Origin of the sequence: Actinosynnema pretiosum, from assembly GCF_002354875.1 — a bacterium.
Lineage (GTDB): Bacteria > Actinomycetota > Actinomycetes > Mycobacteriales > Pseudonocardiaceae > Actinosynnema > Actinosynnema auranticum.
On sequence record NZ_CP023445.1, the window covers coordinates 539,575 to 565,776 of the forward strand.

The 26,202-nt window shown below is 73.3% G+C and carries 25 protein-coding genes; 17 read left to right on the top strand and 8 right to left on the bottom strand.

All coding sequences use genetic code 11. The features are described 5' to 3' along the window. Positions 1–176: 176 nt before the first annotated feature. Positions 177–836 (bottom strand): pyridoxamine 5'-phosphate oxidase, encoded by a 660-nt coding sequence (gene pdxH, locus CNX65_RS02550; protein ID WP_096491335.1) that lies wholly within the window; start codon positions 834–836, stop codon positions 177–179. 56 nt (positions 837–892) lie between these two features. Beyond that, positions 893–1,738: an urease accessory protein UreD gene (locus tag CNX65_RS02555; protein WP_096491336.1), complete on the bottom strand. Its 846-nt coding sequence runs from the start codon at positions 1,736–1,738 to the stop codon at positions 893–895. Between the two features lie 77 nt (positions 1,739–1,815). On the opposite strand from CNX65_RS02555, the gene CNX65_RS02560 reads away from it, so the two are divergent. Further along, positions 1,816–2,352, top strand: coding sequence for a DUF4232 domain-containing protein (locus CNX65_RS02560; protein ID WP_096491337.1), 537 nt, complete (start codon positions 1,816–1,818; stop codon positions 2,350–2,352). On the opposite strand, the gene ureG is transcribed toward CNX65_RS02560, so the two are convergent. From ureG to CNX65_RS02585, 5 genes are all read right to left on the bottom strand, one after another. Next, positions 2,322–3,038: an urease accessory protein UreG gene (gene ureG, locus CNX65_RS02565; protein WP_096491338.1), complete on the bottom strand. Its 717-nt coding sequence runs from the start codon at positions 3,036–3,038 to the stop codon at positions 2,322–2,324. The genes CNX65_RS02560 and ureG overlap by 31 nt on opposite strands. Then, positions 3,028–3,690 (bottom strand): urease accessory protein UreF, encoded by a 663-nt coding sequence (locus CNX65_RS02570; protein ID WP_096491339.1) that lies wholly within the window; start codon positions 3,688–3,690, stop codon positions 3,028–3,030. The genes ureG and CNX65_RS02570 overlap by 11 nt, the downstream gene beginning before the upstream one ends. A 108-nt stretch (positions 3,691–3,798) precedes the next feature. Further along, complete coding sequence (locus CNX65_RS02575) at positions 3,799–5,496, bottom strand: urease subunit alpha (protein ID WP_096491340.1); 1,698 nt, start codon at positions 5,494–5,496, stop codon at positions 3,799–3,801. Beyond that, a complete protein-coding gene (locus tag CNX65_RS02580; protein ID WP_096491341.1) occupies positions 5,493–5,804 on the bottom strand; it encodes an urease subunit beta in 312 nt (103 codons plus the stop codon). Before CNX65_RS02580 ends, CNX65_RS02575 begins: the two co-directional genes overlap by 4 nt. Positions 5,805–5,862: 58 nt before the next feature. Further along, a complete protein-coding gene (locus CNX65_RS02585) occupies positions 5,863–6,165 on the bottom strand; it encodes an urease subunit gamma (protein WP_012783138.1) in 303 nt (100 codons plus the stop codon). Between the two features lie 232 nt (positions 6,166–6,397). Here CNX65_RS02585 and CNX65_RS02590 point away from each other — a divergent pair, with 232 nt between their 5' ends. From CNX65_RS02590 to CNX65_RS02660, 14 genes are all read left to right on the top strand, one after another. Beyond that, on the top strand, positions 6,398–7,513 hold the full coding sequence (locus CNX65_RS02590) for a citrate synthase 2 (RefSeq protein ID WP_096491342.1): 1,116 nt from the start codon (positions 6,398–6,400) through the stop codon (positions 7,511–7,513). A gap of 148 nt (positions 7,514–7,661) precedes the next feature. Further along, on the top strand, positions 7,662–8,492 hold the full coding sequence (locus CNX65_RS02595; RefSeq protein ID WP_096491343.1) for an ABC transporter ATP-binding protein: 831 nt from the start codon (positions 7,662–7,664) through the stop codon (positions 8,490–8,492). Continuing rightward, positions 8,489–9,289 (top strand): ABC transporter permease, encoded by an 801-nt coding sequence (locus tag CNX65_RS02600; RefSeq protein WP_096491344.1) that lies wholly within the window; start codon positions 8,489–8,491, stop codon positions 9,287–9,289. The genes CNX65_RS02595 and CNX65_RS02600 overlap by 4 nt, the downstream gene beginning before the upstream one ends. Beyond that, the gene (locus CNX65_RS02605; protein ID WP_232519674.1) at positions 9,262–10,281 is read left to right on the top strand and encodes a sensor histidine kinase; all 1,020 of its coding nucleotides are present in this window, start codon (positions 9,262–9,264) and stop codon (positions 10,279–10,281) included. Before CNX65_RS02600 ends, CNX65_RS02605 begins: the two co-directional genes overlap by 28 nt. 73 nt (positions 10,282–10,354) lie before the next feature. Next, positions 10,355–10,954 (top strand): response regulator transcription factor, encoded by a 600-nt coding sequence (locus CNX65_RS02610; protein WP_096497566.1) that lies wholly within the window; start codon positions 10,355–10,357, stop codon positions 10,952–10,954. Between the two features lie 220 nt (positions 10,955–11,174). Then, on the top strand, positions 11,175–12,308 hold the full coding sequence (serC, locus tag CNX65_RS02615) for a phosphoserine transaminase (protein ID WP_096491345.1): 1,134 nt from the start codon (positions 11,175–11,177) through the stop codon (positions 12,306–12,308). 219 nt (positions 12,309–12,527) lie between these two features. Then, positions 12,528–13,343: a septation protein SepH gene (sepH, locus tag CNX65_RS02620; protein WP_096497567.1), complete on the top strand. Its 816-nt coding sequence runs from the start codon at positions 12,528–12,530 to the stop codon at positions 13,341–13,343. 568 nt (positions 13,344–13,911) lie between these two features. Then, positions 13,912–14,286, top strand: coding sequence for a hypothetical protein (locus CNX65_RS02625; RefSeq protein WP_096491346.1), 375 nt, complete (start codon positions 13,912–13,914; stop codon positions 14,284–14,286). Further along, positions 14,279–14,941 carry a hypothetical protein gene (locus CNX65_RS02630; protein ID WP_096491347.1) on the top strand — a complete coding sequence of 221 codons (663 nt, stop codon included), beginning with the start codon at positions 14,279–14,281 and terminating at the stop codon, positions 14,939–14,941. The genes CNX65_RS02625 and CNX65_RS02630 overlap by 8 nt, the downstream gene beginning before the upstream one ends. A 495-nt stretch (positions 14,942–15,436) precedes the next feature. Further along, complete coding sequence (locus tag CNX65_RS02640; RefSeq protein WP_096491348.1) at positions 15,437–17,206, top strand: ABC transporter ATP-binding protein; 1,770 nt, start codon at positions 15,437–15,439, stop codon at positions 17,204–17,206. Then, positions 17,203–19,128 (top strand): ABC transporter ATP-binding protein, encoded by a 1,926-nt coding sequence (locus CNX65_RS02645; RefSeq protein ID WP_198320425.1) that lies wholly within the window; start codon positions 17,203–17,205, stop codon positions 19,126–19,128. The genes CNX65_RS02640 and CNX65_RS02645 overlap by 4 nt, the downstream gene beginning before the upstream one ends. 354 nt (positions 19,129–19,482) lie before the next feature. Further along, positions 19,483–20,937, top strand: a complete 1,455-nt coding sequence (locus tag CNX65_RS02650) for an APC family permease (protein ID WP_232519675.1) — start codon at positions 19,483–19,485, stop codon at positions 20,935–20,937. A 132-nt stretch (positions 20,938–21,069) separates the two neighbouring features. Beyond that, a complete protein-coding gene (locus tag CNX65_RS02655) occupies positions 21,070–21,942 on the top strand; it encodes an aldose 1-epimerase family protein (protein WP_096491349.1) in 873 nt (290 codons plus the stop codon). 19 nt (positions 21,943–21,961) lie between these two features. Next, on the top strand, positions 21,962–23,155 hold the full coding sequence (locus CNX65_RS02660; RefSeq protein ID WP_096491350.1) for an amidohydrolase: 1,194 nt from the start codon (positions 21,962–21,964) through the stop codon (positions 23,153–23,155). A gap of 70 nt (positions 23,156–23,225) precedes the next feature. Here CNX65_RS02660 and CNX65_RS02665 read toward each other — a convergent pair whose 3' ends face one another. Next, on the bottom strand, positions 23,226–24,371 hold the full coding sequence (locus tag CNX65_RS02665; RefSeq protein WP_096491351.1) for an acyl-CoA dehydrogenase family protein: 1,146 nt from the start codon (positions 24,369–24,371) through the stop codon (positions 23,226–23,228). An 82-nt stretch (positions 24,372–24,453) separates the two neighbouring features. On the opposite strand from CNX65_RS02665, the gene CNX65_RS02670 reads away from it, so the two are divergent. Beyond that, positions 24,454–25,050, top strand: a complete 597-nt coding sequence (locus CNX65_RS02670; protein WP_012783156.1) for a TetR/AcrR family transcriptional regulator — start codon at positions 24,454–24,456, stop codon at positions 25,048–25,050. Continuing rightward, on the top strand, positions 25,047–25,985 hold the full coding sequence (locus tag CNX65_RS02675; RefSeq protein WP_096491352.1) for a carbohydrate kinase family protein: 939 nt from the start codon (positions 25,047–25,049) through the stop codon (positions 25,983–25,985). Before CNX65_RS02670 ends, CNX65_RS02675 begins: the two co-directional genes overlap by 4 nt. Positions 25,986–26,202: the final 217 nt, after the last annotated feature.

Consider the following 26,202-nt stretch of genomic DNA (forward strand, 5'->3'; position numbering starts at 1 on the left):
TCGGTGGCCGGAGGAATTCCGGGGGACCGGACGGCGCGTCGCCGGGAGGACCGCTGAGCGGAAGTCCGGGCGGAAAAGCCGGAAAAGCCGGAAAAGCCGGAAAAAGGGGCGAACCCGAGAGCGGGAATCGTGGGACCGGTGGGGTGGGGCCGGCGGCGCTGCCGGCCCCGCCGGGGTCAGGGGGCCACGCGCTCGGTCTCCCAGCCGTCCCGGCCCAGGCGGAAGCGCAGCCGGTCGTGCATCCGGTCCTGGCGGCCCTGCCAGAACTCGACCTCCTCGGGCCGGATGCGCCAGCCGCCCCAGTGCGGCGGCACCGGGACGCGCTCGGTGTCGGTGAACTGGCGCTCGACCTTGTTGAGCGCGGACTCCAGGGTGGGCCTGCCGGTCACCACCCGTGACTGCGGCGAGGCCCAGGCGCCCAGCTGGGAACCCCTCGGGCGGCTCTCCCAGTACTCGGTGGTCTCCGCGTGGCTGACCTTCTCCACGGTGCCCCGCACGTGCGCCTGGCGCTGCAGGCCGTACCAGGGGAACGTGGTGGAGGCGTAGCGGGTGGCCATCAGGTCGTGCGACTTGGCCGAGGTGTAGTTGGTGAAGAACACGAGGCCGCGCTCGTCCAGGCCCTTCGCCAGCACGGTCCGCGACGACGGCCTCCCGCTCGGGTCGGCGGTGGCCAGCACCATCGCGTTGGGCTCCAGCAGGCCCGCGTCGGTCGCCTCGTCCAGCCACAGCTGCAGCTGCTCGTGCCAGGTGGCGGCCAGGTCGCCCTCGCCCAGCGCGCTCCGCTCGTAGGACACTCGCATAGCCGGCAGCGTGATGCTGGTCGTGGCTTCCGACATCTCGACCTCCCAATGAGCGAATGCTCTCAGCTCGGGTGATCCCGCGACCGTACGACTTATCGGTCCTGCGCGGAACCGCCCGGACGGTGAGAACGGACACGGAGCGTGTGACCCTGTGCACGGAATCGTGAACGAGATCGAGTCAGCAGCTCACTCGAACCGGGATGGCTGTCACACGCTCCGGTGAGAGCGCGTTCGACCTCGATCACGGTGTCCCCCAACGCGGTCGCCAGGCTCCCGCCGCGCGCCAGCGGCACCAGCGACCACCAGTCGCCCGACACCGGTCCCGGCGGATCCTCGCCCCAGCACAGCACCTCCGCGCCGACCACCCTCCGGCCCGCGAGCCCGGCGGGGCTGCTGTCCACTGTGTCCGGTCCGCCCCGGTCGTCCCCGACCGCGAGCGACTGCCGCAGCAGCGGTCCGCCGCGCCGCACCGACGTGGTCGTGGTGAGCCTGCCCGGCCGCTCGCCGAGCCGCCCCAGCACGAGCACCTCCCGCGCCCGCAGCCGCGCGCCCTCGGCCAGCTCCGCCTCCAGCACCGCCTCGTGGTCGGCGCGCGCGGTCACCACGGTCGGCTCCGGCAGGTGCTCGACGCTGCCGCCCTCCGCCACCTCCAGCAGCACCCGCGACCGGCTGCCGCCCGGCCGGTGCCCCGGAAGCGTCACCGTCGCGGCGACCCCGCGCAGCACGAGCGCCGCGCCCGGTCCCACGGTTATCCGCAATTCGAGGTCGTCGCCCCCGAGCGGCGCGGTGATCGAACTGACCAGATGCACCAGCGCGTGCGCGTCCGAACGCGCGCCGCGCGCCGGGACCAGCGTCAACGGCGTCGCAGACCGCATTTCGCGGATCACCGTGCGGCCATTCGGGTTTCTTTCCGCGACCAGCCGCGCGAATGCCTTCACGAGGGCAACCTCGACCCCTTATATGACGTCCCTGTTACCGGTCTGGAAGCTGTCCACGAATCCAGGGGGAAACAGCCATGAGCAGAACCACCACCGCGCTCGTCGCCACGGCCGCGATCCTGGCCGCAGGGGCCTCGGCGGGCGCCTCGGCCTCGGCGGGCGCCTCCCCGGCACCGGTCGCGGCGGCGGCCTCGGCCCCCACCTGCCGCTCCGCCGGGCTCGACATCCGCTTCGGCGAGGTGCAGGGCGCGGCGGGCACCACCTACCGCGAGATCACCCTGGTCAACCGGGGGCTGCGCCCGTGCGCGCTGCGCGGGTTCCCCGGCGTGTCCTACGTGGACCAGCGGGGCGACCAGGTCGGCCCCGCCGCCGAGCGGGTCGGCGGCCCCGGCCCGGTGCTCGTGCTGCCGCGCGGCGCCGCGGCCACGGCGGACGTCGGCTTCGTCCGGGTCGGCAACTTCGACCCCGAGGTCTGCCACCCCGTGCCGGTGTGGGGCGTCCGGGTGTTCCCGCCGGACGAGACCGAGCCCCTCTACCTGCCGCTCGACGACGAGCACGGGTGCGCCGACGCCCGCGTCGGCTCTCACCTCACCGTGGCCAGCGTGCGCAGCTGACCCAGCACCCACTCCGCCACCGCGGGGGCGTCCGGCGTCTCGACCAGCGATTGGGCGATCACCGGCAGCTCCCCGCGCATCCGGTGGGCGTCGGCCGTCATGACACCGAGGTCGGCGCCCACGAGCGGGGCCAGGTCGGTCTTGTTGATCACCAGCAGGTCCGCGGTGGTCACCCCCGGCCCGCCCTTGCGCGGCACCTTGTCGCCGCCCGCCACGTCCACCACGAACACCTGCGCGTCGGCCAGGCCCCGGCTGAACACCGCCGTCAGGTTGTCCCCGCCGCTCTCGATGATCACCAGCTCCAGTCCGGGGAACCGCTGCTCCAGCTCCTCCACCGCGTCCAGGTTCGCGGTGATGTCGTCCCGGATCGCGGTGTGCGGGCACGCCCCGGTCTGCACCGCCTCGATCCGCTCGGTCGGCAGCACGCCCGCCCTGCGCAGGAAGTCGGCGTCCTCGGTGGTGTAGATGTCGTTGGTCACCACGGCCAGGTCGACCCGCCCGCCGAGCGCCCGGCACAGCGCGGCGGTCAGCGCGGTCTTGCCGCTGCCCACCGGGCCGCCGATGCCGATGCGCACCGCCCTGCGGGCGCCGGGGGCCTCGTGCTCGTGCGGGTCGCGCCCCGCGTCGGTCGGGTCGAAGTTCACCGGGTGGGCGTGGCCGTGGCCGTGCCCGTGGTCAGCTGACAAAGAGACGCACCTCTTCCTGGTGGTGGCGGTCGTGCGCCTCGGCCATGAGGTCGAGGCCGGTCGAGCCGGGCGCGGGCAGCTCGGCGGGCGGGTCGGCGGCGCGCGCCACGGCGTCCGCGACCACCGCGCCGAGGTCGTCCGCGAGACCCGCGAGCACGGCGTTGACGCCGAACGGGTCCAGGCCGAGCAGCCGGATCGCGGCCGTCGCCGGGCCGGTCACCGACTGGTAGGCGATGACCCGCGCCGCGTCGCCGGGGTCGCCCACCAGCAGCCCGGTGAGCACCGGGTGGTGCGGGCGCGGTTCGGCGCGCAGCAGCTCCTCCAGCCGCTGCGACGGCCACGCCCGCCGCGCCGCGCGGGCGATCCCCCTGCCCTGCGCGCGGGAGGCCCTGCGCTGCGCGGGGGACGGCGTGCGGGCGTCCAGCTCGACGTCCAGCTCCAGCAGGGCCGCCAGGTCCGGCGCGCGGGCCGCGGCGGCGGCGAACACCGCGGCGAGCGCGCCCGCCGTGCGCAGCCTGCCCACCAGGAACCCGCGCAGCGTCGCCTCGTCGACCACCAGCCGACGCGACACCGCCTCCTCCAGCCCGCCGGAGTGCGCGTGCCCGCCTCCGGGGAAGCGCGAGTCCACCAGCAGCAGCGCGGCCAGCTCCACCCGCCCGCTCCTCTCCTGCGCCGAAAAGCCCTGCCCCGACCGGGCCCGCGAGCCCAACCCGTTGCGCCACGCGCCGTCCGCGGCCAACCGCGGAACCGGGCCGGGTGGTCAGAACAGGAAGTACCGCTGCGCCATCGGCAACCGCCCCACCGGCTCCGGCTCGACCAGCTCCCCGTCGACGGTCACCGCGAAGCTGTCCGGGTCCACCCGCACGTGCGGCAGCGCGTCGTTGAGCACCATGTCCGCCTTGCCCACCGCCCGCGTGCCGCGCACCGGCACCAGCGGCCGGGACAGCCGCAGCAGGTCCGCCAGGTCCGCGTCCACCGCCTGCTGCGACACGAAGTGCACGCTGCTCCGGGCCGCCGCGTGCGCGCCGAACATCGGCCGCGCCAGCACCGGCTGCGGCGTCGGGATCGAGGCGTTCGCGTCCCCCATCGCCGCCCACGCGATGAACCCGCCCTTGAGCACCACCGACGGCCGCACCCCGAAGAACCTCGGCTCCCACAGCACCAGGTCCGCGAGCTTGCCCGCCTCCACCGACCCGACCTCGTGGTCGATGCCGTGCGCGATCGCCGGGTTGATCGTGTACTTGGCGACGTACCGCCGCGCCCGCAGGTTCTCCGCCAGCTCGCCGCGGCGGCCGTGCATCACGTGCGCGGTCTGCCAGGTCCGCATGATCACCTCACCGACCCGGCCCATGGCCTGCGAGTCCGAGCTGATCATCGAGATCGCGCCCAGGTCGTGCAGCACGTCCTCGGCCGCGATCGTGGTCGGCCGGATGCGGCTCTCCGCGAACGCCAGGTCCTCGGGCACCGACGGGTTCAGGTGGTGGCAGACCATGAGCATGTCGAGGTGCTCCTCGAGCGTGTTCACCGTGTGCGGCCGGGTCGGGTTCGTCGACGACGGCAGCACGTTCGGCTCGGACACCACCTGGATGATGTCCGGCGCGTGCCCGCCGCCCGCGCCCTCCGAGTGGTAGGCGTTGATCGACCGGCCCGCGATGGCGTCCAGGGTGGACTCCAGGAACCCGGCCTCGTTCAACGTGTCCGTGTGGATCGCCACCTGCACCCCGGACTCGTCGGCGATCCGCAGCGCGGTGTCGATCGCGACCGGCGTGGTGCCCCAGTCCTCGTGCAGCTTGAACCCGCCCGCGCCGCCGAGCAGCTGCTCGCGCAGCGCGTCCTCGCGGGCGGTGTTCCCCTTGCCCAGCAGCAGGACGTTGACCGGCATGTGGTCCATCGCGGCCAGCATCCGGCCGAGGTTCCACGCGCCGGGCGTGACCGTGGTGGCCTTGGTGCCCTCGGCGGGCCCCGTGCCGCCGCCGATCAGCGTGGTCAGCCCGGACGCCAGCGCGGTGTCCACGATCTGCGGGCAGATGAAGTGCACGTGGCAGTCGACCCCGCCCGCCGTGAGGATCTTCCCGTTGCCGGACAGCACCTCCGTGGACGGGCCGATCACCAGGTCCGGGTGCACCCCGTCCATCACGTCCGGGTTGCCCGCCTTGCCGATCGCGGTGATCCGGCCGTCCCGCACGCCCACGTCGGCCTTCACCACGCCCCAGTGGTCCAGCACCACCGCGCCGGTGATCACCAGGTCCGGCGCGCCCTCCGCGCGGGTCGCCACCCCCTGGCCCATGGACTCGCGGATCACCTTGCCACCGCCGAAGATCACCTCGTCGCCCGCGCCCGCGCCCCGGCACAGGTCGTCGGTCACCGTGATCAGCAGGTCGGTGTCGGCCAGCCGCACCCGGTCGCCGGTGGTGGGGCCGAGCAGCTCCGCGTACCGCTCGCGGTCGACGCGGGTCACCGGTCCAGCTCCCCGGCGTGCTCGGGGCGCAGGCCGGGCACGACCCGGCGGCCCGCCAGCGGCACCAGCACCACCTCGCGCTCCACGCCCGGCTCGAACCGCACCGCCGTGCCCGCCAGGACGTCCAGCCGCTTGCCCCAGGCCGCGTCGCGGTCGAACAGCAGGCCGGGGTTGACCGCCGCGAAGTGGTAGTGCGACCCGACCTGCACCGGCCGGTCGCCGCCGTTGACCACCACCAGCGCCGTCCTCGGGCGGCCGGGGTTCAGCTCGACCGGCTCCTCGCCGGGGATGATCTCGCCTGGTCGCACGGGCGCGCTCCTCGCTGGTGTTGGCTGAGGGGGCGCGGACCTCGGCCCGCGCGGCGGGTCAGCTGATCGGGTCGTGCACGGTCACCAGCTTGGTGCCGTCCGGGAAGGTCGCCTCCACCTGCACCGAGTCGATCATCTCGGGCACGCCGTCCATGACCTGCTCCCTGGTCAGCACGTGCCGCCCGCTCGCCATCAGCTCGCCGACCGTCCGCCCGTCGCGGGCGCCCTCCAGCACGTGCGAGGTGATCAGCGCGACCGACTCGGGGTGGTTCAGCGCGACCCCGCGCTCCAGCCTCCGGCGCGCGACGTCGGCCGCCACGTGGACCAGGAGCTTGTCCCGCTCGTGCGGCGTCAGGTGCATCACCGAGGTCTACCACGGGTCGCGGCGCGGTAGCAGCGGGTGAGCGGGTGGAAACCCGGACTTAACGATCTCCGCGCGCCCCGGCCGCTTCGGGATCGCTTCGGGGGCGCGCCGTCCGCCCGGCCGGAGGGTGACGGACGACACCTCCGGCTGTGATTGCCAGTAGGGGTGAGCGGCGGCAGGGTTCGGACAACCTCTTGGGCAGCTCTTCACGGCGTTAGGAGCGCACAGCGTGGTGCAGCAGGCGGAGCAGGACGGGTTCAAGCCAGGACTGGAGGGCGTCGTCGCCTTCCGCACCGAGATCGCCGAGCCGGACCGCGACGGCGGCGCCCTGCGGTACCGGGGCGTCGACATCGAGGAGCTGGCCGGTCGGGTCACCTTCGGCGACGTGTGGGCGCTGCTGGTCGACGGCGCCTTCGGGGCGGGCCTGGCGCCCGCCGAGCCGTTCCCCATCCCGGTGCACACCGGGGACGTGCGGGTGGACGTGCAGGCGGCGCTGGCCATGGTCGCCCCGATCTGGGGGTTCCAGCCGCTGCTGGACATCCCCGAGCAGGAGGCTCGCGACCAGCTCGCGCGGGCCTCGGTGATGGCGCTGTCGTACGTGGCGCAGTCCGCGCGCGGCACCGGCAGGCCCGCCGTGCCGCAGCACCGGGTCGACCGGTGCGCGACCATCACCGACCGGTTCCTCACCCGCTGGCGCGGCGAGCCGGACCCGGCGCACGTCAGGGCCCTGGACGCCTACTGGGTGTCGGCCGCCGAGCACGGCCTGAACGCCTCCACGTTCACCGCCAGGGTGATCGCCTCCACCGGCGCGGACGTGGCCGCCGCCATGTCCGGCGCGATCGGCGCGATGTCCGGCCCGCTGCACGGCGGCGCGCCCGCGCGGGTGCTGCCGATGATCGAGGCGGTGGAGCGCAAGGGCGACGCGCGCGGCTACGTGCGCGGCGTGCTCGACCGGGGCGAGCGGCTGATGGGCTTCGGGCACCGGGTCTACCGGGCCGAGGACCCGAGGGCCCGCGTGCTGCGCCGCACCTGCAAGGAGCTGGGCGCGCCCCGGTACGAGGCGGCGGCGGCGCTGGAGCAGGCCGCGCTGGCGGAGCTGCGCGAGCGCAGGCCGGACCGGGCGATCGAGACGAACGTGGAGTTCTGGGCCGCGGTGGTCCTGGACTTCGCCGAGGTGCCGCCCGCGATCATGCCCGCGATGTTCACCTGCGCCAGGACCGCGGGCTGGTCGGCGCACATCCTGGAGCAGAAGCGCACCGGCAGGCTGGTGCGCCCGTCGGCGGCGTACATCGGTCCGGAGGCGCGCTCGGTCGAGTCGGTCGAGGGCTGGAACGAGATCGCGTGACGCGCGGGGCCGGGGTGGGCGACACGGTCGCCCATCCCGGTGACCCCCGAACGGGCGATCTTCGTCCCGTGTCCACCGTCCGGTGGACAACCGCTGTCCACCGGACGCACGTCCCGCCGCCCCCTCCCGCTGCGACAGCATTCCCGGCATGACAGCAGCGATCAGCGTGCGCGGCCTGCGCAAGTCCTACGGGGACTTCGAGGCCGTGCGGGGCGTCGACCTCGACGTCGCCGAGGGCGAGGTGTTCGCCCTCCTCGGACCCAACGGCGCGGGCAAGAGCACCACCGTCGAGATCCTGGAGGGCCTGCGCCCCCGCACCGGCGGCGAGGTGTCCGTCCTCGGCGCCGACCCGGCCACCGCGCCCCGCTCGTGGCGCGCGGGCATCGGCGTCGTCCAGCAGGCCGCCAACGACCTGACCGACATCACCGTCGCCGAGGCCGTCCGCCACCACGCCCGCTACTACCCGGACCCGCGCGACCCGGACGAGGTCGTCGCCCTCGTCGGCCTCGCCGACAAGGCCCGCACCCGCGCGGGCAGGCTGTCCGGCGGGCAGCGCCGCAGGCTCGACGTCGCCCTCGGCATCATCGGCCGCCCCCGCGTGCTGTTCCTGGACGAGCCCACCACCGGCTTCGACCCCGAGGCCCGCAGGCAGTTCTGGGGCCTGGTCCGCGACCTCGCCCGCGAGGGGGCCACGATCCTGCTCACCACCCACTACCTCGACGAGGTGGAGGCGCTCGCCGACCGCCTCGCCGTCATCGCGGGCGGCAGGCTCGTCGCCGAGGGCACCCCCGCCACCGTCGGCGGGAGGGACCGGGCGAAGGCCCTGGTCACCTGGGTCGACCCGGACGGCGTCCAGCAGAACCGAGCCACCACCGACCCGGTCGCGCTCGTCGTCGAGCTGAACGCCCTCGGCCCGGTCGCCGACCTGACCGTCACCCGCCCCACCCTCGAAGACGTCTACCTGGAGCTGATCGCGTGAGGACCGCAGCGCTCGGACTCGCGCGGGGCGGCCTGGAGCTGCGCCAGTTCTTCCGCAACACCGCCGGGTTCCTCTTCACCTTCGCCCTGCCGGTGTTCCTGCTCCTGCTGCTCGGCTCGATCTTCTCCGGGATGACCCCGTCCGGCGCGGACTTCACCCAGGAGCAGGAGTTCACCGCCGGGATGCTCGGCGCGGGCATCATCTCCACCACGTTCATCACCCTCGGCGCCGGCATCGCCCAGGACCGCGAGAACGGCACCCTCAAGCGCCTGCACGGCACCCCGCTGCCGCTCGCCTCCTACTTCATCGGCAAGATCGTCATGGTCCTGGCGCTCAGCCTCGCCGAGGCGGTGCTGGTGCTGCTCACGGGCGTGCTCGTGTTCGACGTCGACCTGCCGACCGACCCGGCCCGCTGGTTCACCCTCACCTGGGTGTTCGTGCTCGGCACGGTCTCCTGCGCGCTGCTGGGCATCGCCGTCAGCTCCGTCGCGGGCTCGGCCCGCTCCGCCCCGACCGTGCTGAACCTGCCCTACGTGGGGCTCCAGTTCGTGTCGGGTGTTTTCATCAGCATCTCGGTCCTGCCGCAGTGGATGGTCGTGCTCGGCTCGCTGTTCCCGCTCAAGTGGGTCGCGCAGGGTTTCCGCTCGGTGCTGCTGCCCGAGGGGGCGGCGGTCGTGGAGGTGGCGGGGTCGTGGGAGCACGGGAGGATCGCGCTGGTGCTGCTGGGCTGGTGCGTCGCGGGCTTGGTGCTGTGCGCGGCCTCGTTCCGGTGGACGAACGGGCGAAGTGGGGGCTGATCACCGGGGCCGGGCTGCTCGTCGCGGTCTGCGGCGCGCTCCTCTCGGACACCGCCGCCGGACCGCGCTGGGCGGTGTTCGCGGTGCTCGGGCTGATCGCCGCGTGGGTGCTGCTCCAACCGCGGCAGCTCTACCTGACCGGGTTGCACGCGCTCACGGTGACCGCGATGTGGCTGTCGCCGGGGACGACGTTCCTGCTGTTCGCGGTGCTGCCCGAGGTGTACCGGCGCATCCCGTTGCGCCCCGCCTTCTGGGTGATGCTCGCGTTCGTGGCGCCGCCGTGGCTGTTCGCGTGGGCCAGGACCGGCGACCCGACGGCGATGCTGCTGGTGCTGCTCCCGACCGCGCTGTTCTCCCAGCTGTTCGGCTGGGTGATCCGCACGCTGGCCGAGCGGAACCTCGTCATCGCCGAGCTCTCGCACGAGGCGGGCGTCGCCGCCGAGCGGGAGCGGCTGTCGGCGGAGATCCACGACACCCTGGCGCAGGGCTTCACCAGCATCGTGACCCTGGTCCAGGCGGCCCGCGCCGACCCGGCCCGCGCCGACGACCACCTGGACCTGGCGCTGCGCACCGCGCGGGAGAACCTGGCCGAGTCGCGGGCGCTGGTGGCGGCGCTCGCGCCCGCCGCCCTGGAGGGCACGCTGGCCGACGCGCTGCGCAGGCAGGTGGAGCGGGTGGCGGACTTCGGCGTCCGGGCCGAGTTCGCCGAGCGCGGCGCGGGGGTGGTGCCGCGCGCGGTCGAGGTGGTGCTGCTGCGCGCCGCGCAGGAGGCGCTCACCAACGCCCGCAGGCACGCCGCCCGCGTGCGCGTGGAGCTGGACGTGCTGCCGGACTCGGTCCGGTTGACCGTGCGCGACGACGGTCCGGGCTACCGGGGCGCGCCGGAGGGGTTCGGCCTGCGCGGGATGCGGGCCAGGCTGGAGCAGGTCGGCGGGATGCTGACCCGCTTCGACGAGGACGGCGCGGTGCTGGTCGCCGAGGCGCCCAGGTGAGCGGGGGAGTCGTGCGGTGCTCGACACGGACGGGGAGGCGCGGGTGAGCGATCCACGAGCGGCCGGGGGCCCGGTGATCCGGGTGCTGCTGGTCGACGACCACCCGGTGGTGCGGCAGGGCGTGCGCGGGATGCTCGCCCCCGCCGCCGACCTGGAGGTGGTCGGCGAGGCCGCCTCCGGCGACGAGGCGGTGCGCCTGGTCCGCGCCGACCCGCCGGACGTCGTGCTCATGGACCTGCGGATGCCCGGCGGCGACGGCGTCGAGGCCACCGCCCGCATCGGCGCGCTGTCCAAGGTGGTCGTGCTGACCACCTACGAGACCGACGCGGACATCCTGCGCGCCGTGGAGGCGGGCGCGGTCGGCTACCTGCTCAAGGACGCGTCCCCCGAGGACCTGGTGGCCGCCGTCCGCGCCGCCGCGCGCGGCGAGACCGTGCTGGCCCCGTCGGTGGCGGGCAGGCTGGTCCGCCGCACCCCGGCGCTGTCCCCGCGCGAGGTCGAGGTGCTGCGGCTGGTGGGGCGCGGCCTGTCCAACGCGGAGATCGGCAGGCAGCTGTTCATCGGCGAGGCGACCGTGAAGACGCACCTGCTCCGGGTGTTCTCGAAGCTCGACGTCTCCGACCGCACCGCCGCCGTCACCACCGCCATGCGCCTGGGGCTGCTGGGGCACTGAGAGCTGTTCCGGAAATCGGGAGGTGTGCCTGGCGCGCTCGCGGGGAAACCCGTCCCCGAGTCGCCACAAGCCCGACGATCGTCCACTCTGGCCGGTGTCCTATACCACCTCGCCGGGCGTGACCGGGGACACCCTCTGGTGATCTGCGAGGAACCTTGCTGCAACACTGGGGCCCCGGCAACGTGGCCGGTCAGGTTCTCTACCCCCCGGAGGCGTCGAGATGACCCAGACCGCCGACCCGACCTCACTGGTCCTGCCCGCCGACCTGAAGCCGTCCGACGGCAGGTTCGGCTGCGGCCCGTCCAAGGTCCGGCCCGAGGCGCTGCGCGCCCTGGCCGCCGAGGGCGCTGACCTGATGGGGACCTCCCACCGGCAGAAGCCGGTGAAGTCCCTCGTCGGCGAGGTCCGCTCCGGTCTGCGCGCGCTGTTCTCCCTCCCCGAGGGCTACGAGGTCGTCCTGGGCAACGGCGGCACCACCGCCTTCTGGGACGCCGCCGCGTTCGGCCTGGTGCGCGAGCGCTCGCAGCACTTCACCTACGGCGAGTTCTCCTCGAAGTTCGCCAAGGTCACCAAGGACGCCCCGTTCCTCGGCGAGCCGGTCGTGGTGAAGTCCGAGCCCGGCACCGCCCCCGAGATCACCTTCGCCGAGGGCGTCGACCTGGTCGGCTGGGCGCACAACGAGACCTCCACCGGCGTGGCCGTCCCGGTGTCGCGCCCGGCGGGCTCGGACGGCGCGCTCGTCGCGATCGACGCCACCTCCGGCGCGGGCGGCCTGCCCGTCAAGGCCGAGGACTTCGACGTCTACTACTTCGCGCCGCAGAAGTGCTTCGCCTCGGACGGCGGCCTGTGGCTGTCCCTGATGTCCCCGGCCGCGCTCGACCGCGTCCGCGAGATCGGCGCCTCCGGCCGCTGGGTCCCGGAGTTCCTGTCGCTCACCACGGCGCTGGACAACTCCACCAAGGACCAGACCTACAACACCCCGTCCGTGGCGACGCTGTTCCTGCTCAACGAGCAGCTGAAGTGGCTGAACGGCAACGGCGGCCTCGACTGGGCGGTCTCCCGGACCGCCGACTCGTCGTCGCGGCTGTACTCCTGGGCCGAGCAGACCTCGTACACCTCGCCGTACGTGGCCGACCCGGCGCACCGCTCGCAGGTCGTCGGCACCGTCGACTTCGCCGACGAGGTCGACGCCTCGGTCGTGGCGAAGGTGCTGCGCGCCAACGGGATCGTGGACGTGGAGCCGTACCGCAAGCTCGGCCGCAACCAGCTGCGCGTCGCCATGTTCCCGGCCGTCGAGCCGGAGGACGTCTCCACCCTCACCAAGGCGGTCGACTGGGTGGTCGGCCAGCTCTGAGAAAACCGCCGTTTCGACGCGCAGAGTGACGGGTACCTCGCCAGGGATCTTCCCGGACCCTGGCGAGGTGAACCTTGCGGTAACACGCGTGCGTCGACCGACGACATGCGGGAAGATCGCGTGAAGACATACGGTCGGCACGGCGAGCCTCCCGCGTCAAGGCGGCGCGCCGGACTACCGTCGGTACACGGCGAGGTGAATGGCAACCGGGAGGCCATGATGCGAACGCTGCGAGTGGTCGGGCTCGACGAGGACGGCAAGTCGATCGTCCTTGAGGACCCCGAACGCGGCGAGCGCTTCGTGCTGCCCGCCGACGAGCGCCTGCGCGCAGCCGCGCGCGGCGATCTCACCAGACTCGGCCAGATCGAGGTCGAGACCGAGAGCCAGATGCGGCCCCGCGAGATCCAGGCGCGCATCCGCGCCGGTGAGTCCGTCGACCAGGTCGCCGCCATCGCGGGCATCCCCGCGCACCGGGTCGAGCGCTTCGCCTACCCGGTGCTGCTGGAGCGCTCCCGCATCGCCGACCTGGCCCAGCGCGCCCACCCGGTCCGCGAGGACGGCCCGGACGTGCAGACCCTCGGCGAGGTCGTCGCGCACTCGTTCGGCCTGCGCGGCCAGGAGTACGTGGACGTCAGCTGGGACTCCTGGCGCGGCGAGGACGGCCGCTGGGTCGTCCAACTGCACTGGACGGCCGGTCGCTCGGACAACCGCGCGCACTGGGCCTTCCACCCCGGCGCGCACGGCGGCACCGTCACCGCGCTGGACGACGCGGCCGTCGACCTGATGGACCCCAACCCGAACCGGGTGCGCAGCCTGCGCGCCGTGACCCACCTGGCCCGCGCCGCCCTGGACGTCGACGGCAGGCCCCTGGCCGAGCCGGAGATCCTCGTCCGCGAGGAGCGCCCGGTGGTGGACGAGCCGATCGTGGTCGACGGAGAACTGGCCGAAGACCAGCCCTCCGCGAAGCGCAAGAAGAACCACCCGATCGTCCCGTCCTGGGAGGACGTCCTGCTGGGGGTCCGCTCCAGGGGATGACGAGGGCGAAGCGCCGCCAGCAAAACCACCCCACCGATGGCCCGCTGACCACACCGGTCACGGGCCATCGGCATCGGCAGCCCCGCAAGCCACCCGCACTCCCGAGTTGCCGCAGTGCACAGCCCAATCGCATCGCCAACTGATCACGTCGAGGATTGACCGCTTCGCAGGCTGACTGCCTCGCGGGCTGTGGGGCGAGCGCAGCGAGCCCGCAGCACACCCACCCGCGTCCCTCTTTCCCGTTTGGCCTGGCGAAGCCCGAGCACGCTCGTCAAGATGCCGCCGCACCGCCCGGAAGACCGGGGTGCCCAACGGCGTCTTGACGAGCGTGCTTGCCTGAAAGGAGGCCACACGGGAAAGAGGGACCCCGCCCACCGCAGTGGTAAACCGCACCACAGAACCAACGGTCACCGGCCGGCAGAGCCCTGTCCCCTCTTTTTTGGAGGTCTGCCCCGCCGGCGAGGCGTGCTCTTCAGCTCTTGGCTCGTAGCTCTCAGCTGATCCCCCCACCTCCCCCATTGATCAACATCGGGTTTGCGCCCTCACTCGTTCGGGCAACCCCGTCCCCATGCTTGGTCGAGTGGTGGTCGGCGCCGCGCTGGGCGCGGGTCTCGGTGCCGCGTGGATGTGGCTGCGCGACCGGATCGTCTCCGGTCGTGTCTGCACCCAGGAGGACTGGGGCTGCCTGGAGCTCTACCTGGTGATGATCCCGGTCGGCCTGATCGCCGCCGTCCTCATCTCCTGGGCCGTGTTCGCGGCGGCCCACGTCGGCCGCCCGCTGGGCACGGCCGCCGTCAGCGTGGCCTTCGCCGCCGCGCTCGCCCTGCTCACCGTGTGGTTCGAGATCCCCGGCGACGTGCTGCTCACCAGCGCCGTCGGCTTCGTCCTCGCCTCACCGGTGACCGCACGCCGCCCCGTCGTCCACACCGCGGCCCGTGGCTGAGGCCAGCCGCCTGGAGGCGGCCGGTTCCACGGACAGCTTCACGCACAGGTTCCGGTTGCGCCGCGCCACGGACAGCCCCCGAACGGAGGACACCCCGGTGAGCGAGACCACCTCGCCCCAACCCACCACGTCCACCCCACCCCCCACACCCACCCCCACCGAGGAAGTCACCTCGGCCCACAGCACCCCGGTCGACGCCCGCCCCCGCCCGACCATCCGGGAGCGCGGCTCCCGAGCGGGCGGTTTCGCGTTCGCCGCGCTGCTGCGCGTCGTCCTCTCCGGCGTCGTGGGCGCAGGCCTCTGCGCGGCCTGGATCGCCGCCCACCAGGCGGGCCTGCTGCACCGCGCCCTGGGCGAGGCCTCCGCGTCCCTCCCCGACTTCCTGCTCCTGCTCTTCGTCGGCCTCCCCCTGGCCCTGGTCGCCAGCGCGCTCCTCGCGGGCCCGCTGCTCTGGCTCCTCGGCGTCCGCCCCGCGTGGCCGATCGTGCTCCTCGGCCCGGTGGTCCTCGCCGTCGCCCACTACTTCGACATGCCGAACCTGCTAGCCGGAACGGGCGACCAGTGGGTCGTCCTCGCGATCCTCGCCGGCCTCAGCTACGCCCTGGCCGGCCTGCTCACCATCCCCACGATGCTGATGCGCTCCCGCTCGGCCTGACCCCCAAACACCCCACCCCCTGACCCCGGCTTCCGGCGCGGACCCCCGCCCGGAGCCGGGGTCATCGCACGCCACCCCCACCCCGGTCCCCACTCCCACCCCGGTCCCCACTCCCACTCCGGTCCCCACTCCCACTCCGGTCCCCACCCCCACCCCCACCCCCATCCCCAGGCCCCGGAACCAGATCCAGCACCCCCACGTCCCGCCCCTCCCGAGCGCACCACTCCACCGCCCCCTCCCGGCTGACCGGCCGCGCCCCGTCCGGCCTCCGCCCCGGAACCGGCCGCCACCCGTCCGGCGCGAGCACGCTCAACCGCCCACCCCGAACCGCCATCAACCTCCCCGCCGGGAACGCCATCGCCGGTTCGGAGAGCAGGAAACCGATCTCCACGGTTGACCTCCAGCGCACTGGAGCCCGCACCCTCGGTGGTGAAAAACCGGATGCCACCGGCAGGCCCGCCTTCGTACTGTCGAAGCGGACCCGAGGGGGAACTCGTGAACGACCAACGTACTTCCACGGCCGCGACCCTGCGCAGGCTGTGGCCGTACCTGCGCCCCGTCAAGAACCAGGTAGCCGTCAGCACCGGGGCCGCCGTGCTCGCCATGCTGTGCGGGCTCGGCATCCCGCTGGTCACCCAGCGGGTCGTCGACGGCCCGATCGCGCACCGCGACTCGTCCGCCCTCCCCTGGCTGATCGGCCTCGTCCTGGCGCTCGGCCTCGCCGAGGCCCTGCTCTTCTACACCCGCCGCAAGGTCATCGCCCGCCCCGCCTCGACCGTCGAGCTGGCCATGCGCACCGACCTCTACACCCGCCTCCAGGCGCTCCCGGTCGCCTTCCACGACCGCTGGCAGTCCGGGCAGCTGCTCTCCCGCGCCACCAGCGACCTCACCACGGTGCGCCGGTTCGTCGCGTTCGTGCTGGTGTTCCTGCTGGTCAACACCACCGTCATCGTCATCGGCCTCGGCGTGCTGTTCTGGCTGTCGCCGCTGCTCGGCCTGGTGGCGCTGCTGTCCACCCTGCCGCTGATCGCCCTGTCCTACCTGTTCGAGACCCGCTACAAGGTCGCCGCCCGCCTCTCCCAGGACCAGGTCGGCGACCTCACCACCACGGTCGAGGAGTCCGTGCTGGGCATCCGGGTGCTCAAGGCGTTCGGCCGGGGCCCGCACCTGGCCGCCCGGTTCCAGCGCCAGGCCCGCGAGCTGCGCGGCACCGAGCTGGTCAAGGTCCGGGTGTTCGCCGCGCTGTGGGCGGCGCTGCTGGTGCTGCCCGAGCTGTCCATCGCGGGCCAGCTCGCCGTGGGCGCGTTCGGCATCACCTCCGGCACGATGACCGCGGGCACCCTCATCGCCGCCATCGCGGTCAGCGCCTACCTGCGCTGGCCGGTCGACTCGATCGGGTGGTTGTTGTCCGAGACCAACCAGACCGCGGCGGCCGTCGACCGCTACTTCGAGGTGCTCGACGAACCGGTCGCGATCACCTCGCCCACCGCTCCACGACCTCTGGCCGCGCCGGTGCGCGGGCACCTGCGCTTCGAGGGCGTCCGCTTCGGCCACCCCGGCTCGGGCGACGAGGTGCTGCGCGGCGTCGACCTGGAGGTGCGCCCCGGCGAGACCGTCGCGCTCGTCGGCGCGACCGGGTCCGGCAAGACCGCGCTGACCGCGCTGGTGCCCAGGCTCGCCGACGTCACCGGCGGCCGGGTCACCCTGGACGGGGTCGACGTGCGCGAACTGGACCTGGCCGAGCTGCGCCGGGTCGTCGGCACCGCGTTCGAGGAGCCGGTGCTGTTCTCCGCCAGCGTCACCGAGAACGTCGTCCTCGGCGGCGGCGACGCCTCGCCGCACGCGGTGCGCGAGGCGCTGCGGGTGGCGCGCGCCGAGGAGTTCGTCGACGCCCTCCCGTGGGGCCCGGACACCCGCATCGGCGAGCAGGGCCTGTCCCTGTCCGGCGGCCAGCGGCAGCGGCTCGCGCTGGCCCGCGCGGTCGCGGGCAGACCGGCGGTGCTGGTGCTGGACGACCCGCTGTCCGCGCTGGACGTGCACACCGAGGCCGAGGTGGAGGCCGCGCTGCGGCGCGTGCTGCGCGATGTGACGGCGCTGGTCGTCGCGCACCGGTCGAGCACCGTGCAGCTCGCCGACCGGGTGGCCGTCCTCTCCGGCGGCCGGATCACCGCGACCGGCACGCACCGCGAGCTGCTCGCGGGCAACGCCGAGTACCGCCACCTGCTGTCGACCCTGGCCGACGAGGACGAGGAGGTGCGGGTGTGAGCGCCGCGACCGGAAACGGCCCGAAAGACCCCACCACCCCGCAGGGCCCGACCACCCCCACGCAGGACCCGACCACCCCCACGCAGGACACCCCCACCCCCACCCCCTCCGCCGACGGCTGGCGCGGCGTGGCAGCCGAGGAGGTCGACGACCCCGACCGCACCACCGGCACCCGCCTGCGCGCCCGCTCCCGCCGCCTCCTCGGCTCCCTGCTCCGCCCCCACGCCGGCCTGGTCGCCCTCTCGCTCGTCCTGATGGTCGTGGAGAACCTGGTCCTGCTCGCGGGCCCGCTGCTGATCGCCGCCGCGATCGACCGGGGCGTCCCGGCTGCCCTCGACGGCGACCCGGCCACCCTCGCCTGGTGCGTCGGCGGCTACGCCGCGTCCGGCCTGGCCGCCACCGTCCTGCGCTACGCGTTCGTGCGGCTCATCGGCCGCATCGGCCAGGACGTGCTGCTCGACCTGCGCCTGCGGGTGTTCCGGCACGTCCAGCGGCTGTCGGTGTCCTTCCACGAGCGCTACACCTCCGGCAAGGTCATCTCCCGGATGACCAACGACGTCGACTCGCTGCAGAACCTGCTCGACGAGGGCCTCGACGGGTTCTTCAACGCGATGCTGTCGGTGTTCGCGATCAGCGTCGTGCTGTTCGCGCTGGACGTGCCGATGGCGCTGTTCGTGCTGTCCGGGTTCCTGCCGCTGGTGCTGCTGGTCCGCTGGTTCCAGGCCCGCTCGGCGGCGGCCTACCGGGGCACCACCGGTTCGATCGCCAAGGTCGTCGTGCAGCTGGTGGAGACCATGAACGGCATCCGCGCCGTGCAGGCGTTCCGCCGCGAGCCGCGCAACGAGCGCATCATGGCCGACCTCAACAACACCTACCGGGACGCCAACGTCACCGCGCTCAACGTGGTCGCCACGTTCACCTCGGCCGTGCGCGCCATCGGCAACATCTCGCTCGCCGTCCTGCTGGCGTGGGGCGCGTGGCGGGTCGCGGACGGCACCCTGGAGCTGGGCGTGCTGGCCGCGTTCACGCTCTACGTGCGGCGGTTCTACGACCCGATGGACAACATCGCCATGTTCACCAACGCCTACGCCGCCGCGACCGCCGCGCTGGAGAAGCTGTCCGGGCTGCTGGAGGAGCGCCCGTCGGTGCCCGACCCGGTCGACCCGGTCCCGCTGGGGCCGGTGCGCGGCGAGGTCCGGTTCGAGGGCGTCGAGTTCCGCTACCCGGCCTCCGACTCGCTCGTGCTGCCCAGGTTCGACCTGCGCGTCCCGGCCGGGCAGACCGTGGCGCTGGTCGGCGCGACCGGCGCGGGCAAGTCCACGCTGGCCAAGCTGGTCGCCCGCTTCTACGACCCGACCGGGGGAGCGGTGTGGCTGGACGGCGCCGACCTGCGGTCGGTGTCCGACGCGGACCTGCGCCGGGCCGTGGTGATGGTGACGCAGGAGAACTTCCTGTTCGAGGGCACGGTGGCCGACAACATCGCCCTCGGCCGCCCCGACGCCACCCGCGAGGAGGTCGTCGCGGCGGCGGTCGCGGTCGGCGCGCACGGCTTCATCGGCGGGCTGCCCGACGGCTACGACACCGACGTGAGCAAGCGCGGCGGCCGGTTGTCCTCGGGGCAGCGGCAGCTGGTGGCGTTCGCGCGGGCGTTCCTGGCCGATCCGGCGGTGCTGGTGCTGGACGAGGCCACGTCGAGCCTGGACGTGCCGACCGAGCGGACCGTGCAGTCCGCGCTGGAGACGGTCCTGGCCAGCCGGACGGCGTTCATCATCGCCCACCGGCTGTCCACGGTCCTGATCGCGGACCGGGTGCTGGTGGTCGACGGCGGCCGGGTCGTGGAGGACGGGACGCCCGAGGAGCTGATCGGGGAGCGGGGCAGGTTCGCGCGGCTGCACTCGGCGTGGCGCGAATCGCTCGCCTGAACCGCGTGGAGCCCGGCTGACGGGGTAACCGGACGAGGTGGGGGGCGGGCGGCGACCCGTCCCCCACCTCCCTGGTCCGAGTCCTCGCGCAACCCCGCGCAACCCGCAGGTCCACCCGCGGCTGATGCGCGCCAACGGCACGAACCCCGGCGGGTGAAGCACCCACCCGCCGGGGTTCGGCGCGAACCGGGGTCGCCGCTGAACGCACCCGTTCGCTTCACCGTCTAGTGGTGAATGCCGACCGTTCGGAGTAGGCCCCATCCAACCCCGCACGCTCCGGCACTACCTATATTCCCCGAAAAGACGCAACTATCACCCATTTGGACCGACTGTGACCGGGCACACTCAACTGGCATGGGGGAATCGGCAGGCAGGCCCGAACGACCCGCGCGGCCCGAACAGCCAGCGCGGCCCGCTCAACCGGCTCAACCCGCTCAACCGGCTCAACCCGCGCAACCCGAGCTGAACCGGGCCATCGGCCCCAAGCTGCTGCTGTTCTTCGTCGTCGGCGACATCCTCGGCACCGGCGTCTACGCGCTGACCGGCAACGTCGCGGGCAAGATCGGCGGCGCCCTCTGGCTGCCGTTCCTGATCGCCTTCGCCGTCGCGTTCCTCACCGCGTTCAGCTACCTCGAACTCGTCGGCAAGTACCCCAAGGCCGCGGGCGCCGCGCTCTACACCCACCGCGCGTTCGGCGTCCAGTTCCTCACCTTCATGGTCGCCTTCGCCGTGATGAGCTCCGGCATCACCTCGGCCGCCTCGGCCGCGCTCGCGTTCGGCCGCACCTACCTCCAGTCCGTGCTCCGCGAGTTCTCCTCCGACTCGGTCACCGTCTCCGCGTCCCTGGTCGCGGTGCTGTTCATCCTCGGCCTCGCGGTGGTGAACCTGCGCGGCGTCTCCGAGTCGGTCAAGGCCAACGTCGTGCTCACCTGCATCGAGGTCTCCGGCCTGCTGATCATCATCGCCATCGGCGCGCTCGCGGTGGCCTCCGGCGACGGCGACCCGTCCCGCCTGGTGCGGATCGACCCGGCCCCCGGCCAGTCCGCGCTGATCGCGATCACCTCGGCGACCTCGCTCGCGTTCTTCGCCATGGTCGGCTTCGAGGACTCGGTCAACATGGCCGAGGAGTGCCGCGACCCGGTCCGCATCTTCCCGCGCGCGGTCCTGTGGGGCATGGGCGTCGCCGCGCTGATCTACGTCCTGGTCGCGGTCACCTCGTCCCTGCTGATCCCCGCCGACGAGCTCGCAGCCGCGGGCAGCAACGCCCTGCTCAAGGTGGTCCAGGTCGGCGCGCCCTCGTTCCCGCTGTGGGTGTTCTCCCTGATCGGCCTGTTCGCCGTCATCAACTCCGCGCTGATCAACATGCTGATGGCCAGCCGCCTCGTCTACGGCATGGCGGGCGAGCGGATCATCCCGAGGTTCTTCGGCGTCGTGCACCCCACCCGCCGCACCCCGTGGGTCTCGGTCCTGTTCACCACCGGCGTCGCGATCGCCCTCGTCCTGACCACCGACATCGCCAAGCTCGGCGGCACCACCGCGCTGCTGCTCCTGGTCGTCTTCGCCATCGTCAACGTCGCCGTCCTGGTGCTGCGCGCGGACCGCGCCGACCACGAGCACTTCCGCGCCCCCACGATCGTGCCCGTGCTCGGCGCGCTCACCTGCGCCTACCTGGCCAGCCCGCTGTCCGGTCGCCCGTCCGCCGACTACCTGATCGCGCTCTACCTGCTGCTCGCCGGCCTGGTGCTGTGGCTGATCAACCGGGTCGCCCACGGCGTCGTCGAGGTCGACCCGGCCAAGCTCGGCAAGTAGCCGGGAGCGCGGGGAACCGGGAAAGCGATTTCCCCCACCCGCCCCAACCTGACCGAACCCGCCCGAACCCGCACCCCTCACCCGGTCGTGGCGGCGCTGCGCACCCGCCGCGCGTGCGTACGCTGTTGGTCCATGCTGGAGATCGCCCACGGCGGCGCGCGCGCCGTCATCGCCAAGGTTGGCGCCGGACTGAAGTCCTTCGAGGTAGACGGGGTGCCGTACGTCGAGACGTACGACGGCGAACCGCCGATGGGCAGCGGCGCGGTGCTCGTGCCGTGGCCCAACCGCACCGCCGGTGGCACCTGGGTGCTCGACGGGGCCGAGCAGCAGCTCGAGATCGGCGAGACCGCGCGCGGCAACGCCATCCACGGCCTGGTGCGGCACGCCGAGTGGACCGTCGTCGAGCACACCGGGTCCCTGGTGTCGCTGGAGGTCGGCGTCGAGGGCCGGGGCTGGCCGGTGCCGCTGCGCACCACCATCACCTACGCCCTGGACGACGAGGGCCTGACCGTCTCGCACGGCGTGCACAACATCGGTTCCGCGCGCACCCCGTTCGGCGTCGGCACCCACCCGTACCCGAGGGCGGGCAAGTCCAGCACCGACACGTCCACGCTCACCCTGGCCGCCACCACCGTGCTGCCGCTCGACCCGGAGCGGATGATCCCCTCAGGCCCGGCCGTCCCGGTGTCCGGCGAGAGCGACTTCCGGGCCGCGCGCCTGCTCAAGGGCGTCGAGCTGGACACCCCGTTCGGCGGCTGCGAGCCGGTCGACGGCCTGGTGCGGCACCAGCTGCGCGGCCCGGACGGCGGCGTCGAGGTGTGGGCCGACCCGGACTTCAAGTGGGTGCAGGTCTACACCCCGGACAACTTCCCCGGCCGGGGCAGGGCGGTCGCGATCGAGCCGATGACGTGCCCGCCGGACGCCCTCAACTCGGGCGTCGACCTGCTCTGGCTGGCCCCCGGCGAGAGCTGGGCCGGACGTTGGGGTTTGCGCCCGCTGGCCTAGAACATTAGCTTGGCTAACTATGAGCGTCGCTATCACGGGTGGGCACGTCGTCCCGGTCATCGGTGAGCCGATCGAGAACGGGACCGTGCTGGTCATCGACGGGAAGATCGCCGCGGTCGGCGCCTCGGTGGAGGTGCCGGACGGCGTGCCCACCGTGGACGCGAGGGGGTCCTGGGTCCTGCCCGGCTTCGTGGAGGCCCACGGCCACATCGGCGTCCACGAGGAGGCCGAGGGCTGGGCGGGCCAGGACACCAACGAGATGACCGACCCCAACGGCGCCCGCCTGCGCGCCCTGGACGCCATCAACCCGGCCGACATGGGCTTCGCCGACGCCCTCTCCGGCGGCGTCACCACCGCCGTCATCAAGCCCGGCTCCGGCAACCCCATCGGCGGCCAGACCGTCGCGATCAAGTGCTGGGGCCGCACCACCGACGAGATGCTCGTGCGCGAGCCCATCAGCGTGAAGAGCGCCCTCGGCGAGAACCCCAAGCGCGTCTACGGCGACCAGAAGAAGCTGCCCTCCACCCGGCAGGGCGTCGCCGCCGTCATCCGCGACGCGTTCACCGCCGCCCAGGACTACGTCGCCAGGCGCGACGCCGCCGAGGGCCCGTTCGACCGCAACCCCACCCACGAGGTGCTGGCCAAGGTCCTGTCCGGCGAGCTGCCCTGGTGCCAGCACTGCCACCGCGCCGACGACATCGCCACCGCCCTGCGCCTGGCCGACGAGTTCGGCTACCGGCTCGTGATCAACCACGGCACCGAGGGCCACCTCGTCGCCGACCTGATCGCCGAGCGCGGCGTCCCGGTCATCGTCGGCCCGCTGTTCACCACCCGCTCCAAGGTCGAGTTGCGCCAGCGCACCCTGCGCACCCCCGGCGTGCTGGCCCGCGCGGGCGTCAAGGTCGCCATCACCACCGACCACCCGGTGATCCCGATCAACTTCCTGGTGCACCAGGCCACCCTCGCGGTCAAGGAGGGCATGGACCGGACCACCGCGCTGGAGTCCATCACCACCAACCCGGCCCAGATCCTCGGTCTGGACGACCGGGTGGGCGCGCTCAAGCCCGGCCTGGACGGCGACGTGGTCATCTGGTCCGGCGACCCGCTCGACGTGATGAGCCGCGCCACGAAGGTGTTCGTCAGCGGTCGCGAGGTCTACTCGTACGAGGACGGCGAGGGCAAGGTCGCCGACCCGTTCTACCGGGAGAGCTGACCCGCTTTGTGAAGCGGAGCGGTGAGTGCGCACCGGGCGCTTTTTCCGGTGCGCACTCAGGCCTCCGCTTCTAGGAATGTCTCAGCGCCCGCCCGATCACCACGCGCTGGATCTGGTTGGTGCCCTCGAAGATCTGGAGCACCTTCGCCTCGCGCATGTACCGCTCCACCGGGAAGTCCCGCGTGTACCCGGCCCCGCCGAGCACCTGCACCGCGTCCGTGGTCACCTTCATGGCCGCGTCCGTGCACACCAGCTTCGCCACCGCCGCCTGCCGGGTGAACGGCAGCCCCCGGTCCCGCCGCCGCGCCGCGTCCAGGTAGGTCGCCCGCGCCGAGTCCACCGCCGCGGCCATGTCCGCGAGCAGGAACTCCAGCCCCTGGAACTCGATGATCGGCCGCCCGAACTGGCTCCGGCCGCGCGCGTAGGCCACCGCCTCGTCCAGCGCCGCCTGCGCCAGCCCGACCGCGCAGGCCGCGATCCCCAGCCGCCCGGAGTCGAGCGCGCTCAGCGCGATCCGCATCCCGTCGCCCTCGGCCCCGATCAGCCGGTCCGCGCCGAACCGCGCCCCGTCGAACGTGAGCTGCGCGGTCACCGACCCGGTCAGGCCCATCTTCCGCTCGGGGGCCGCCGCGCTCAGCCCGTCCAGCTCGCCGGGCGCGAAGAAGCAGCTCACCCCGCGCCCGCCGGGCTCGCCGGTCCTGGCCATCAGGGTGTAGAAGTCCGCCACCCCGCCGTGCGTGATCCACGCCTTCGTGCCGCGCACCACGTACTCGTCGCCCTCGCGCACCGCCCGCGTGGACAGCGCCGCCGCGTCCGACCCGGCGTGCGACTCGGACAGCGCGTACCCGCCCAGCAGCTCACCGCCGAGCGCGTCCGGCAGCCACTTCGCCCGCTGCTCCGGGGTGCCGAAGTTCACCAGCGCGTACGACGACATCACGTGCACGGACAGGCCGACGGCGACCGACATCCAGGCCGCGGCCACCTCCTCCAGCGCCTGGAGGTACACCTCGTACGGCTGGGCGCTCCCCCCGAAGTCCTCGGGGTACGGCAGGCCCAGCAGTCCCACTCCTCCCAGCAGGCGGAACACGTCCCTGGGGAAGCGGCCCTCCTCCTCGTGCAGCCCCGCCTTGGGGGTCAGTTCGTCCCGCGCGATCTCCCTGACCAGCGCGATCAGGTCCTCGGCCTCGGTGGTGGGCAGCAGCCGCTCGGCTGGCATCGTCGACCTCCGCTCGGTACTCTGCCCAGTACTGTAGGACGTACCAGAGTACTAAGGCCAGTGGTGTGAAAGAGTTCCGCTCATGACCTCGATCGTGGGACGCCCGCTGACGCCGAGGCAGGTCGACCTGCTCGGCAAGCTGGAGTCGCTCGTGCTCGCCGAGGGGTTCGCGCACTTCACGCTCGACGACCTCGCCGCCCGGCTGCACTGCTCCAAGTCGACGCTCTACGCGCTCGCCGCCAGCAAGGAGCAGCTCGCCGTCCGGGTCGTCCGCCGCTACTTCAAGGGCGCCGCCGAGCACATCGAGCGCCGCGTGGCCGACCTCAAGGACGCGCCCGCCAAGGTCGGCACCTACCTCGCGGTCGCCGCCGAGGAGCTGCGCCGCGCCAGCGCCCGCTTCCTCGCGGACGTCGCCGACTACGCGCCCACCCGCAGCACCTACGAGCGCAACGCCCGCGCCGCCGCCGCGCGCCTGCGCGAGTTCATCCAGGAGGGCGTGCGGGACGGGGTGTTCCGCGACGTCCAGGCCGTGCTCATCGCCGAGATGGCCGGGGTACTGATCGAGAACATCCAGACGGGCGTCCTGCCCCGGCGAGCCGGGGTCACGGACGCGGAGGCGTTCACCGCCCTCGGTGAACTCCTGCTCGACGGGTTGCGCAGAGAACGGAGCCAGGGTTGATCGTCGTTGCTGGTGAGGCCCTCGTGGACCTCGTGCCCACGTCCGAGGGGAACCTCGCCCCGCGCCTGGGCGGGGGGCCGTTCAACGTGGCCGTCGCCGTCGGCAGGCTGGGCGTGCCGGTGTCGTTCCTGTCCAGGGTCTCGCAGGACCTGTTCGGCGACCGGGTCGTGGAGCGGCTGACCGCCTCGGGCGCGGCCACCGACCTGGTGGCGCGCGGCCCCGAGCCGACCACCCTCGCGGTCGTCGGCCTCGCGGACGACGGGTCCGCCCGGTACACCTTCTACGTGGAGGGCACCGCCGACCGGCTCGTCGCCGACCCCGGCCCCCTGCCGGACGACGTGCGCGCGGTGTCCTTCGGCACCCTGTCGATGGTCCTGGAGCCCGGCGCGAGCGCCTACGAGGCCGTCCTGCGCCGCGAGTCCGCGCGCGGCGCGCTCACCGCGCTGGACCCGAACATCCGCGCGAGCCTCATCCCGGACGCCGACGCCTACCGGGCCCGCTTCCGCTCGTGGCTGCCCGACGTCGGCCTGCTCAAGGTGTCCGTCGAGGACGCCCGCTGGCTCGCCGACCTCCCCGAGGACGCCCCCGAGGACGACGTGCTCGCCGCCGCCCGGCAGTGGCAGTCCGAGGGCCCGGCCGTGGTGGTGCTCACCCGCGGTGGCGACGGGCTGGCCGTTCTCACCGGATCGGGCGAGGTGATCCACGTCCCACCGGTGGCCGTCCAGGTGGTCGACACGATCGGCGCCGGTGACACCGTGCAGGGCGCGCTGCTGGCCTGGCTGCACGACCACGACGCGCTGTCCGCCGAGGCGGTGCGCGGTCTGGACGGGGCGTCGTGGATCAGGGCGCTGTCCTACGCGGGCGCCGCCGCGGCCATCACCTGCTCGCGGGCCGGGGCCGAGCCCCCGTTCAAACGCGAGCTGGAGATGACCTAGCTCTCACCTCCCGTCCGGTGGAGGAACAGGGCAAAAGGGTTACGGTGGGGATGCGCGCCAGCTAACCGCGCATCCCTTGTGATGCAGGTCCCACCTCGCGGAATCGGTGCACTCCGCGGCTGAGGAGCGGGTCGACCCCCGACTAGCGTGACGCCAACTGTCAGGACCCCAACGGGGTGGTGCTGCGGAGCGGACGACCCACCGTCCGCGCTGCGGT